This is a genomic window from Candidatus Legionella polyplacis (assembly GCF_002776555.1).
GTDB lineage: Bacteria > Pseudomonadota > Gammaproteobacteria > Legionellales > Legionellaceae > Legionella_E > Legionella_E polyplacis.
Map to the genome: position 1 here is coordinate 75666 of NZ_CP021497.1, position 12930 is coordinate 88595.

Genomic DNA, 12930 nt, shown 5'->3' on the forward strand with positions numbered 1-12930 from the left:
TATTCCAAATATATTTAAAAATTATTTTAAATATTAATAATCGATCAAAGAATCGATATTTTTAATATTAAATTCTTTATTCATTTTAACAAAATTTTATAAATTAAATTAATTAATTAATATAAAAAATATAGTTTTTTAACTAAAAAAACAATTTTTTAAAAAAACCAAAATCTTTTTGCTTGATAGTATAAAGATACATTATTCCAATGCCAATAAGTTGAATATTTTTTTAACTTTTTTTTTAAAAAAATAAATATTTCTTCTTTAGGATATTTAATAAATACACAACAATTTTTATCAAATTTTGATTTATAAGAAAAATTCATTATATTATTAAATTCTGAAAAATATTTTAATAAAATCAAATCATTTGTAATAATTTTGATTAATTTGGGAAATATAAATTTTCCATGTCCCCAAATCCATAAACTATTAATAGTTAAACCAGGAGGCCTCCATTTATTAAGTGAATGAGAGTATAAATACATTTGCAATTCTGTAATTTTTTTTTGCCAAAATAAAGTCTTATCTAAATAAAATAAAGAAGGATATATTGGTTTATTCAATAATACATATATAGAAGGATTATATATTAATGGTTTATTTTTAATATTAATCAACCAAATATATGGATTGTAATAAATTAAATTTATATCATCTGATTTAAAAAATTGAGAAATTTCATAAAACCATAAACGAGATTCTAATTCATTTAATTGCAAAGAAGAATCCGATGCTACAATCATAACTTGATTATAATAAAGTTTCCAATGAACCAAAGAAACTACTAACCATTGTTCTTTTATAGATATATTACAATATATACTTATTAAATTTGCTAAAGGAGGATACACAAAAGAAAATCCTAAAGATATTAATATGTTATAATAATAACTCTTATGAATTAAATTATATTTTATATTTTTAGACAGTATTTTTTTACTGTTATTTATAACAATATTTATCATATAAAAAAAAATTTATGTAACTACTTATATTTTAATAAAAATTTGTAATAATATTAATTAAAATTTATTAAATATACTTTTAAAAAAAATATTCATCATAACAATGTATATTAACTTAGAATGTTGTCAAAAACATAGTATTCAATCTTATGGAAACAATTTTATAAAAATAAATTCATTAATTTATAAAAAAAGCCTCATTATAAATAATGATACAATTATTTCTACTTGGAAAGTTAATAATATTTACGATATAAACAAATATAATATAAAACCATTAATTCTATATAAAACAAATATTATTTTAATTGCCTCAAATAACATACAAATATCTTATTTGAATAAGCTTAAAAAATTATTTACTAAAAAAATTGCACTAGAATGTATGTCTATAAGTTCTGCTTGTAAAATATTTAATATATTACTATGTGAAAATCGATACGTATCCATGGGAGTTATATTATAGTAAATATACTTTATCTAATAAAAATTAATATTAATTTTATTGATAATTATATCTATTTTTTGTTAAAATAGAACCTCTCATTTTTAATTCAACACAGCAAATATCTAATTGAATAAATTTATGTATGGAGAGATGGCTGAGTGGATTAAAGCGCATGTTTGGAAAACATGTATACAAATTAAATTTTATGTATCGAGGGTTCGAATCCCTCTCTCTCCGAATATTATAAATATTTAAATAAAACCGTTAAAAGCTTTATTGCTAAAAGTCTTTTTTTAAAAAACTAATAAATTTATTATGTCTTCTTAATTCTTCTGAATTAGCATAAATAATAGGAGAATTACTAACTAATAAAACATGATCTATATCATTATTTTTATAATTGCTAAAATTTTGTTTTATTTTTTCTTTTTTGAACAAAGAAGTTTGTCCACTAGTCATTTCTAAATAAAGAGATGCTAAGATTTTAGCATCCAACAAAGCACCATGAAAATTTCTATCAGAAATATTTATTTTATAACGCTTACAAAGAGCATTTAAAGTATTTCTTCTTCCAGGATATTTTTTTCTTGCAAAAATCAAAGTATCAAAAATAGAACAATAATTTTTCAAAAGAATTGGATTATTAATTAATTTAAATTCATGTTCTAAAAAATCTATATCAAATTTTGCATTATGTATTATCAGCTCAGAATGTTTAATAAATTTTAAAAGACTCATTGCAATATCTTTAAAAAAAGGTTTTTTCTCCAAAAAATCTCTAGTAATTCCATGTATATTAAAAGATTCTTTATCAATATCACGTTGAGGATTTAAATATGTATGAAAATATTTTCCAGTAAATTTTCTTTCTTTTAATTCTATACATCCAATTTCAATAATTTTATGTCCTAACTTTATATCAAGACCTGTGGTTTCTGTATCTAACACAATTTGTCTTTTCATTTTATATGCCTTAATTGATAAAAAATTAAATGAAATAAAATTCATTACTTATTAAATTCTTAACACAATGATTCTAAAATTGCTTTTTTAGCTAATGCATCAACTTGTTCATTTTCAGGATAACCAGAATGACCCTTTATCCAATACCAATTAACAACATGAAAATTAGAAATTAAATCTAATTTCTTCCATAAATCAATATTTTTTATTGGTTTCTTTCTAGTGCTAACCCAAAAATTTTTTTTCCATTTAAATATCCAATCATTCATACCTTGACTTAAATATTTTGAATCAGTAAAAAGATGAACATTACATGAACGATTTAAAGATTCCAAAGCTTTAATAGCAGCCGTAAGTTCCATACGATTATTGGTTGTTAATGGATCAAATCCATAAAAAAATTTTGTATAATTACAATATCTCAATAAAAATCCCCAACCTCCTGGTCCAGGATTTCCTTTGCAAGCTCCATCAGTATAAACTTTAACAATCATAATAAAATTTTTATAGTAAAAAATTGTAAAAATTAATTTTTAAAAATTTTTATTCTTAATAAAAAACAAATAATAATATTTATTTTATTAAGATAAAAATATTAATATAGTAATAATTATTTTAATTTAAAAAAAATTTTTATTTAAATATTTTCTAATTATACTTTCATCAGAAAAGCAAAAATATTTTCCCATGACTTCTTGAAATTTTTCATGTCCTTTTCCTAATATTAAAACAATATCTTGATATTGTGCTATATCAATAGCTTTTTTTATAGCATATTCCCTATTAGGTATTTTATAAATACAAGATTTATTAATCCTAGCACCTAAATAAATTTCTTCAATAATATTTATTGAATTTTCATATCTAGGATTATCACTTGTAATAATTAAATAATCAGAATAATAACTAGCTATATATCCCATTAATGGTCTTTTTATTTGATCACGATTTCCTCCACATCCAAAAACTACTATAACATGTTTTTTTTTTATTTTATAAAAAAATGATAATACTTTTTTAAATGCATCAGGATTATGTGCATAATCAATGATAATACAAGGATTATGACATATAATTTGCATACGACCGGGAACAGATTTCAATTTATTAAAAACTAAAATAACTTCATTCAAAGAAAATCCTAAAATCATTAAAATAATAAAAACAGCAAGCATATTATATATATTAAATAATCCTAAAGTATTAATAGTCAATTCAAATTTACCCCATGGAGACATAATCATACACCAAGTTTTTAAAAATACAGTTTTCCATTTTAATACATATACATCAGCATTAACATTTATACCATAACTTATAATTTGTGCTTTTTTTGAAATAGATTTAATAATAAATTGCTTATATAAGTCATCATAATTAATAACTACCCATTTAAAATTATGAGAAGAAAAAAAAGAAGATTTAATCTTAATATAATTTTCCATTGTCAAATGACAATCTAAATGATCATGACTAATATTAGTATATACAACATTTTGAAACTCAATATCATTTACTCTATATTGAGATATAGCATGAGAAGAAACTTCCATAAATATATTTTTAACATACTTTTTTTGACAATCTTTAAGAAATTGAAAGAATATTAAAGAATCAGGTGTAGTATTTTGTAAAAATTCTAAATTACCTATAAATCCTGCTCCTAATGTACCTATATAAAAAGATAAACTATTTAACATAGTACATGCTTGAGCAAGTTGATATGTTATAGTAGTTTTACCATTAGTACCGGTAACTCCAGTTATTATTATATTCTTATTAGAAGAAATAAAATAATATCTTTTGACTATTTTTGACAAATTTTTTCTTAATCTAAAAAATGGTATGCAAGGTATATTTATTGGAAATTTACAATTAGTAGGTATATTATATGATTCATAAACTATAGCACTAGCACCAAACTGTAACGCTTCCATCATAAACAACCTTCCGTCTAAAGTACTTCCAGGATATGCAAAAAATAAAAATCCAGATTTTATTTGTTTACTATTATTTTGCAAACCATAAATTTCACAATCTAAAACATATGAGATATTATTAATCCATGGATGCATTAAATAACTTAATTTCATTTTTTTAAAAATTACTATTTTATCTCACAACTCAAATATTAATTTAATAAAATTTATAAAAATAAAGAACTCTTAACTAACTATTATCAATTTTTTCTCCTACTCTTAGTATAGCACTTCTAGATCTAATATTATCCCGAATTTCTTCATCAGAAGGTCTAATAAATTTTCCAATTTGTTTAAATTTTACACTATTTTTAATAGTATAAATGGGCATATTAGGCAAGCAAAATATATTAAAATCCCTATTTAACATAAATTTTTTAACCATTCTATCTTCTAAAGAATGAAAACTAATAACAACCAAACGACCTTTAATAGATAAAACTTTTAAAGTTGCTTGTAAAGCAAAAAATAAATTATCTAATTCTTTGTTTATATATATTCTTATAGCTTGAAATACACGAGTAGCTGGATGTTTATGATTTTTCCATTTTGGTATTATCTTTTTTATAATCTTAACAAGGTCAATAGTATTATTTATATTAAATTTAATTCTTTCTTTATGAATTTCTTGAGCAATTTTTAAAGAATAACGTTCTTCTCCGTATTTTTTAAATACTAGTGCCATTTTATTTACATCTGTTTCATAAATAAATTTTTTAGCAGTAAAATCTTGTTGTAAATTCATTCTCATATCTAATGGTCCAGACTTTAAAAAACTAAAACCTCTAGAAGGATCATTTAATTGTGCTGATGAAATACCTAAATCTAATAAAATACCATCAATTTTCCCACAAATATTATTTTTTTTAGCAAATTGATAAATATCTGAAAAAGAACCATGATGTATAAAAACTCTTTTATCATTTAAAAAATTAGTTCTTGCAAATTTTATAGAATTTATATCTTTATCTATAACAAAGAGTTTTCCAAAATTTGATAATTTTTTCAAAATATTAATACTATGCCCACCATATCCAAAAGTTCCATCTAAGTAAATCCCATCATGTTTAATAGATAATCCGTCTATGACTTCTTTTAATAAAACAGGTTTATGAATAATATTCATACATATTTACATAAATTTATAAATTATTTATCAATACACAAAATCATTATATTAAATGTAATTTAATATTATTAAATTATTAATCAATCAATAAAAAAAAGGATATTTATTATATAAAATAAACACAATTTTAATCAATCATAAATTTTATGTTGAAATCTAATATAAATAAAATTATGATAAAGTTGATTTATAAGCCGGATTCTGTATAAGACAATCATTTATCTAGAATATACGTCACCGTATATTTCAAGCGATCTACCATTTTTTTTTGCATAGGGCAATACAAATTTAATTTGTAACCTAAAATTAAATAATAAACCTTATTTGATCTTGCTCCGAATGGGGTTTACCTAGACCAAATTTGTTTCCAAATTTGCGGTATGCTCTTACCATACCATTTCACCCTTACCTAATTTTAATATTTTATTATTCAAAGGCGGTATATTTTCTGTGGCACTTTCCGTAGATTCTTATCCCCCAGGAATTACCTGGCATTCTGCCCTTTTATGGAGTCCGGACTTTCCTCTTTTATAAAAAAAGCGATTGTCCAATCAACTTTATCAATCAAATTTTATAAAAATTTAAAATTATTAAAAAATTATATAAAATTTATTCTTTTAAAATAAATATTTAATTTAAAATACAATTAAAAAAATAATTTTAATTAAAAATAAAAGCTTAATATTTTTATATTAAAAATATAATTAATTTTACTAATTTAAATAAAAAAACTTTCTCCACAACCACATTGTTTTTTTTGATTAGGATTTTTAAAAATAAATTTATAATTTAATCCTTCTCGTATATAATCAATATATAATCCTTTTATATAAAAAAGACTAAAATTATCTATATAAATTTTATAATTCTTTATAAAATTTTGAACATAATCTTTATCTTTCGGTGAAAAAACATAATCTATATTATAAGACAATCCTAAACAACCCTTTTTTTTCACCTCTATACGAAAACCTAATACATTAGGCATTTTTTTTAAAAAATAAATAAAATGTTTTTTAGCAGTATTACTTAACTTAATCATCTAATTAAATTAATACATATTTTAATATGTCAGATGTAAAATTATCATAACAATAAATTTTTTACAACTAACAATAAAATTATAATTACTAACATTTAGTTTTTAATAACATTAAACATGATTAAATAATTTATTTATTTGATCATAAATAATATTAGAAACTAATTTGATATCTTTTTCTGTAGTAAATCTTCCAAAAGATATTCTAATCGAATTTGAAGCCAAAATATCATCAATACCTAAAGCTCGCAAAACATAAGAAGATTCTTCTATTTCAGATAAACAAGTTGACATTTTAGATACAGCTAATTGATTTAGAACAGATAAAAGAATATCTCCATCAATGTTTTTAAACGAAATATTTAAAATATTACTAACACAATTACTTTCATTACCATTCAATTGAATTCCAGAAAGATTTTTAATTTTTTCCCACAATATTTTACGTAAATATAAAAAATATTTTTGTTCTTCTTCTCTTAAAAATTCACTTAAATAAAAAGCTTCTCCTATACCAACTATTTGATGAGTGGCTAATGTTCCTGATCTTAATCCATTTTCTTGTTTTCCACCAAATGTTTGAGGAACTAAATGAATACGTTTAGGATAATTTCTTATATATAAAACGCCAATTCCCTTTGGTCCATATATTTTATGTCCAGAAAAACTCATTAAATCTAAATAAATCTCATTTAGATTTATTTCCAATTTTCCCATACTTTGAGTTGCATCTACATGAAATATAATACCTTTATTATATAAAAATTCACCTATCGAACGAATATCTTGTATAACTCCTATTTCATTGTTAACATGCATAATAGAAACTAAAATTGTTTTATTTGTTACAGAACTTTTAAATATATCTAAATCCAATAATCCATTATTTTGTGGTTTAATATAAGTTACTTTAAATCCTCTTCTCTCTAATTCCTTACAACTATTTAATACTGACTTATGTTCAGTTTGTAAAGTAATAATATGATTCCCTTTTCTTTTATAAAACTCAACTGACCCTAAAATTGCTAAATTATTCGATTCTGTTGCTCCTGATGTAAAAATAATTTCATTAGGTAAAGCATTAATTGCATTAGCGATTTTAATTCTAGATTCTTCTATTCCCTCTAAAGCCATTTTTCCATATATGTGAGTAGTTGATCCTGAATTTCCATATATACCTGATGGACCCAAATAATATATCATCTTTTCTATAACTCTAGGATCAACAGGAGTTGTCGCCACATAATCTAAATAAATAGGTAATTGTTTCATTATTATATAAGTATATATAACTATTAAAAACTATATAACTATAGTTATATAGTTTATTTTTTTAAAATAATTATTATAGTCTAAATTAAATACATTTAATTACTTATTCACTTACTAATAAAAAAATACTTTATGTAAGTTAAAACTATAATAATATTATCTATTTATATTAATATAAAAATAAAAATTCTAATAAAAATAAATTTATATGATAAACTAATTTTATATCTATAACTAAAAAATTCAAAAATTTTTAAAAATACTAATTAATATAATTAAAATCTTTTTTCAATCAAAAAATCTATTTTTAATTTATAAATTGAAATAAATAATTACCAATTGATTTACTAATATCTAATTTCATTATCAAATTTAAAAATCATAGAAAATTGACTCATAACAGACATAATCATAGTTTTAAAAAATTTCTCAATAATATTGTATTTATAACTATAATTTATTACTTTATTAATTTTTAATATATCAAAAGCAACTTGATCACTGCTAGCAAATCCATCTATTAATCCTATTGTTTTTGCATCAATACCAGTCCAAAAAATTCCAGAAAATATATTTTTATATTTATTAATTTTTAGTCGATTTCCTCTGCCTTTAATAACTTGTTTTATAAACTGTTTATGAATATCAAATAATATCCGATGTAATACTTTCAATTGGTAAGATTTAATTGGTAAAAAAGAATCTAAAAAATTTTTATTTTCTCCTGAAGTATATACTCTTCGAGATATACCTAATTTTTTTATAGTATCTACAAACCCAAATCCATTATATAATACTCCAATTGATCCAATAATACTTGATGGATTTGCATAAATATATTCAGTACCAGAGGCTATATAATAAGCAGCAGATGTACATATATCAGAACATACGGAATATATCTTAATTTTTGGAAAATTTTTTCTATAATATTGAACTATATTATATATATAATCAGCCTGAACTGGACTACCACCTGGACTATTTATACGCAATATAATTGCTTTTAATCCTTTGCTTTTATATGCTAAATTCATTGATCGAGAAAAATTTTCTGAATTTGCATAATATGAATTAAAAATAGGACCATCAATATCAATTAAACCAACATGTTCAACATTATTATTATTATTTTTATTTAAGAATTGAAATACCACAAAAAATATAAATAATACTAAAAAAATTCTTTTAATCCATACCCAAATATATTCATATTTCTGATATAATAAAAAACTATCATATTTATTAGTGAATAAATTTTGTCTTTTAATATTTTTATCAGATACGAAATTATTCATACAATTTAGATAACTATTAAAAAATATTTTTATTAAAAAATATAAATAACAAATTTTATTTATTAATTAATAATATTGTAATAATACAATTATTTATTTTTTATATAAAAATAATATTACTATAAATTTATATTTTTTTAAATAATATTAAAAATTAATCAAAAAAAACTAAAATTAACAAAAATATGTTTATAAAACAATATATATAATTAAACGTATAATACAGGAGAGATGGCCGAGAGGATTAAGGCGTTCCCCTGCTAAGGGAATATGAAAAAAAAATAAATTTCATCGAGGGTTCGAATCCCTCTCTCTCCGATAACAGATAAAAATTAAGTGCCCATAGCTCAGTTTGGATAGAGCACTTGGCTACGAACCAAGAGGACGGGAGTTCAAATCTCTCTGGGCATAAAATAAATTACTAAACCTTACTAAAAGTAAAAAAGATAATCACAGACAGAAAAATATAAAAATACAAAGTAATACTCATTTTAAAAAAAATATTAATTTTCATTAAATTTTGATTAAGATAATTTTATCAACTTCACATTTTTATCAATATAATTACTTAAAAATTTATTTACTAAATTAATAAAATCTAAAGGATTTTCTAATTTTCCACTTTCAACTAATAAAGCTTGATAATATAACATAAAGACATAATCAGAAAATAATTCATTATCATCAATATGATATAAATTTTTTACTAATAAATGATTAGGATTTATTTCAAAAATTGGATTAGATTCAGGAACTTTTTGACCAACTTCTTTTAACAGTCTTTTCATCTCTAATCCCATATCATTATCATCTGCTACAATACAAACTGGAAAATTCTCTAAACGATTAGTACTTCTAACATCTTTAACATGTTTCTCTAAAACATTTTTTACTTTATTTATTATAATTGTTAATAACTTATTGTCTTTATCTTCTGAAATAGAATATATATTTCTATCAACAATAGAATCAATCTTTCCTTTACTGATAGATTGAAATTTTTTTCCTTTATATTCACCTATATAACTAATTAACCATTCATCAATTTTATCAATAAGTAATAACACTTCTATATTCTTTTTTCTAAAAACTTCTAATAATGGATTATTTATAGCAGATAAATAGTTAGATGCTATAAGATAAAAAATTTTATTTTGATCTTTTTGCATTCTAGATACATAATCAAAAATAGATATCTTTTTTTTATCTAAAAAACTATGTGTACTAAAAAATCGTAATAACTTTAAAATATTTTCACGATTTTCATAATCCTCAATAGGACCTTCCTTTAAAAATAGACCAAAAGAATTCCAAAATTCTTCATAAATATCTGGAGATTCAATACTAATTTTTTCTAAAGCAGATAAAATTCGTTTTGTACAATAAGATTTTATAGAATTAACTTGTTTATTATCTTGCAACATTTCTCTAGAAATGTTTAAAGGCAAACCAAAAGTATCAACTATTCCTTTAACAAAACGCAAATAACGAGGAATAAACTGATTAGCATGATCCATAATAAATACACGCTTCACATATAATTTTAAACCATATTTATGTTCCTTTTGATAAATATCAAAAGGAACATATTTCGGTATATAAATTAAAACAATATAATCTTTTTTTCCTTCTATTTTGCTATGAATCCATAACAAAGGATCTTTTGAATCATTAAAAGAATTTTTATAGAATCTCTGATATTTTTCATCACTAATTTCATGTTTCGATAAAGTCCACAATGCATTACTTTGATTTATTACTTCATATCTAATATTATTTTTTTCATCCAAAGAACGATCATTATTATTTTTTTCATATTTTCTCATCATAATTGGCCAACATATATGATTAGAATATTTATTAATTACACTTCTAATACTCCAATCATTTAAATATTCATCACTATTCTCTTTCAAATAAAGAATTACTTTAGTACCTCTATGTTTTATATTCTCTTTACTAATAGTAAATTCTCCACAACCATCAGATTCCCAAACAATACCATCATCACTAGATAAACCAGCTTTTCTACTTTTTACTATTACTTTTTTAGAAACAATAAAAGCCGAATAAAAACCAACTCCAAACTGACCAATAAGATCTATATTTTTTTCTTTATTATTAATCAATTTATCAACAAACTCTTTTGTTCCAGATTTTGCTATCATACCTAAATTTTCTATTGCTTCATTCCAATTCAATCCTATTCCATTATCACTTATAATAATTGTTTTATTTAAATCAAAATCTACTTTTATTTTTAATTCACTATCATCTTCATAAAGTAATGGATTTGATATGGCTAAAAAACGTAATTTGTCCAACGCATCTGAAGCATTGGAAATCAATTCTCTTAAAAAAATATCTTTTTTAGAATACAAAGAATCTATTACTAATCGTAAAACACGCTTTATATCAGCATGAAAACCTAATGTTTTCTTATTAACACTATTATTTAAATTCATATTTAAATTAAAACCTCAAAGACTATATAAATTATTCTTTATATATAGATAAAAAAAAAAAAATCAAGTTCTTAAATTTAAAAAATTTTTTACTGTTTAGTAAATATTATTATTTTACATAAAACATTAAATATTAAACATATGTATGATAAAATACAAACTTATCATAATTATACTTTTATTAATAAAAACGAAATAATTAAATATAAAATAATATGAAAAAATATAAAAAATATATTTGTGTTATTTGTGGTTTTATTTATGATGAAGAAAAAGGATTTCCTGAAGATAATATAAATCCAGGAACATTATGGGAAGATATTCCAGAAAATTGGTTATGCCCAGAATGTGGGGTTACTAAAGAAGATTTCGAACAAATATAAAAGAAAAAAATTATAGTTTTATTAAATAAAAATGGATAATTTATCTTATATTGGTTTAGGTAGTAATTTAAAAACACCTTATAGGCAATTAAAGATTGCTATTAATAATTTAAAAAAAATACCTTATACAACTATAGTAAATGTATCAAATTTTTATTTTAATAAAGCTATTGGAAGAAAAATTCAACCTGATTTTTATAATGCGGTTGTAGCATTGCAAACTACAATAGGACCTAAAAAACTATTATTTTATTGTCAAATTATTGAATTAAAACAAAAAAGAAAAAGAAATATAAGATGGCAAAGCAGAACAATTGATATTGATATTTTATTCTTCAAATCTATTAAAATTAACGAAAAAAAATTAACTATTCCACATCCAAGAATTTATTCTCGTGATTTTGTAATCAAACCTTTATTAGAAATTGCTCCTCATTTTAAAATTTATTTTTCAAATAAATGAAAACCTCTAAATAATTATTAGAAATTTAATATTTATTTATTATAAACATAATACAAAGTATTATTATTCCAACAAAAATACAAATATCAGCTACATTTAAAACTAAATTATGATTTTTATCATAATTTATATATACATAATCTATAACATATCCAAATCTTATACGATCATAAAAATTACTTATCCCACCACCTATTATTAGACTTATAGATAAAGAATGAATAACAAAGTGTTTTTTTTTTTAAAAAAAAATAAAACCATCATCAAAAATAATAATATTATACTATCTATAAAAATAAAAAACCAATAATTTAAAAAATTTAACATACCAAATACTATTCCACTATTATAAGTCGGAATATTATTCAGAATAAAGAAATTAAATCGAAACATAGAATTGATGTAAAAACATACAAAAAATAATTTTATAAATTGATCAATTACAAAAATTATAAATATTATTAAATAATATTTTAAATATAATTTTTTCATTGTTAAATATTTATTTTAAATAATA

General features: G+C 21.1%; 14 protein-coding genes, 3 tRNA genes and 1 other RNA gene. 6 read left to right on the plus strand and 12 right to left on the minus strand.

Translation table 11 applies throughout. From position 1 onward, the window contains the following. Nucleotides 1-158: 158 nt before the first annotated feature. Entirely contained in the window at nt 159-971 is an 813-nt protein-coding gene (locus CCU22_RS00375; protein ID WP_100114643.1) for a hypothetical protein, read from the minus strand. A gap of 103 nt (nt 972-1074) precedes the next feature. On the opposite strand from CCU22_RS00375, the gene CCU22_RS00380 reads away from it, so the two are divergent. Both CCU22_RS00380 and CCU22_RS00385 read left to right on the plus strand, forming a co-directional pair. Further along, nucleotides 1075-1437: an MTH938/NDUFAF3 family protein gene (locus CCU22_RS00380; RefSeq protein ID WP_100114644.1), complete on the plus strand. Its 363-nt coding sequence runs from the start codon at nt 1075-1077 to the stop codon at nt 1435-1437. A gap of 126 nt (nt 1438-1563) precedes the next feature. Then, a tRNA-Ser gene (locus CCU22_RS00385) sits at nt 1564-1656 on the plus strand. Between the two features lie 42 nt (nt 1657-1698). Here the strand turns inward: CCU22_RS00385 and dnaQ are convergent. From dnaQ to CCU22_RS00425, 8 genes are all read right to left on the minus strand, one after another. Beyond that, nucleotides 1699-2427, minus strand: a complete 729-nt coding sequence (gene dnaQ / locus CCU22_RS00390; RefSeq protein ID WP_100114645.1) for a DNA polymerase III subunit epsilon — start codon at nt 2425-2427, stop codon at nt 1699-1701. A 14-nt stretch (nt 2428-2441) separates the two neighbouring features. After that, a complete protein-coding gene (gene rnhA, locus CCU22_RS00395; protein WP_100114646.1) occupies nt 2442-2876 on the minus strand; it encodes a ribonuclease HI in 435 nt (144 codons plus the stop codon). Between the two features lie 126 nt (nt 2877-3002). After that, the gene (locus CCU22_RS00400) at nt 3003-4475 is read right to left on the minus strand and encodes a UDP-N-acetylmuramoyl-L-alanyl-D-glutamate--2,6-diaminopimelate ligase (RefSeq protein ID WP_100114647.1); all 1473 of its coding nucleotides are present in this window, start codon (nt 4473-4475) and stop codon (nt 3003-3005) included. Between the two features lie 76 nt (nt 4476-4551). Continuing rightward, the gene (rsmH, locus tag CCU22_RS00405) at nt 4552-5487 is read right to left on the minus strand and encodes a 16S rRNA (cytosine(1402)-N(4))-methyltransferase RsmH (RefSeq protein WP_100114648.1); all 936 of its coding nucleotides are present in this window, start codon (nt 5485-5487) and stop codon (nt 4552-4554) included. 177 nt (nt 5488-5664) lie between these two features. Continuing rightward, nucleotides 5665-6049: RNase P RNA component class A (gene rnpB / locus CCU22_RS00410), an RNA gene on the minus strand. A 159-nt stretch (nt 6050-6208) separates the two neighbouring features. Continuing rightward, nucleotides 6209-6532, minus strand: coding sequence for a HesB/IscA family protein (locus CCU22_RS00415; RefSeq protein ID WP_100114649.1), 324 nt, complete (start codon nt 6530-6532; stop codon nt 6209-6211). A 111-nt stretch (nt 6533-6643) separates the two neighbouring features. Next, nucleotides 6644-7804: an aminotransferase class V-fold PLP-dependent enzyme gene (locus CCU22_RS00420; RefSeq protein ID WP_100114650.1), complete on the minus strand. Its 1161-nt coding sequence runs from the start codon at nt 7802-7804 to the stop codon at nt 6644-6646. A gap of 347 nt (nt 7805-8151) precedes the next feature. After that, nucleotides 8152-9102, minus strand: coding sequence for a S49 family peptidase (locus CCU22_RS00425; RefSeq protein ID WP_100114651.1), 951 nt, complete (start codon nt 9100-9102; stop codon nt 8152-8154). Nucleotides 9103-9327: 225 nt separating this feature from the next. Here CCU22_RS00425 and CCU22_RS00430 point away from each other — a divergent pair. Both CCU22_RS00430 and CCU22_RS00435 read left to right on the plus strand, forming a co-directional pair. Then, a tRNA-Ser gene (locus tag CCU22_RS00430) sits at nt 9328-9420 on the plus strand. An 18-nt stretch (nt 9421-9438) separates the two neighbouring features. Then, nucleotides 9439-9513, plus strand: a tRNA-Arg gene (locus CCU22_RS00435). 113 nt (nt 9514-9626) lie between these two features. Here the strand turns inward: CCU22_RS00435 and htpG are convergent. Next, nucleotides 9627-11567 (minus strand): molecular chaperone HtpG, encoded by a 1941-nt coding sequence (htpG, locus tag CCU22_RS00440; protein WP_100114652.1) that lies wholly within the window; start codon nt 11565-11567, stop codon nt 9627-9629. 215 nt (nt 11568-11782) lie between these two features. On the opposite strand from htpG, the gene CCU22_RS00445 reads away from it, so the two are divergent. Next, nucleotides 11783-11950 carry a rubredoxin gene (locus CCU22_RS00445; RefSeq protein WP_100114653.1) on the plus strand — a complete coding sequence of 56 codons (168 nt, stop codon included), beginning with the start codon at nt 11783-11785 and terminating at the stop codon, nt 11948-11950. Between the two features lie 31 nt (nt 11951-11981). Further along, nucleotides 11982-12413: a 2-amino-4-hydroxy-6-hydroxymethyldihydropteridine diphosphokinase gene (gene folK, locus CCU22_RS00450; protein WP_100114654.1), complete on the plus strand. Its 432-nt coding sequence runs from the start codon at nt 11982-11984 to the stop codon at nt 12411-12413. A gap of 25 nt (nt 12414-12438) precedes the next feature. Here folK and CCU22_RS02625 read toward each other — a convergent pair whose 3' ends face one another. Together CCU22_RS02625 and CCU22_RS02630 are read right to left on the minus strand one after the other, a co-directional pair. Beyond that, nucleotides 12439-12636 (minus strand): signal peptidase II, encoded by a 198-nt coding sequence (locus CCU22_RS02625; protein WP_100115018.1) that lies wholly within the window; start codon nt 12634-12636, stop codon nt 12439-12441. Beyond that, nucleotides 12618-12905, minus strand: a complete 288-nt coding sequence (locus tag CCU22_RS02630) for a signal peptidase II (RefSeq protein WP_100114655.1) — start codon at nt 12903-12905, stop codon at nt 12618-12620. The genes CCU22_RS02625 and CCU22_RS02630 overlap by 19 nt, the downstream gene beginning before the upstream one ends. Nucleotides 12906-12930 lie beyond the last annotated feature (25 nt).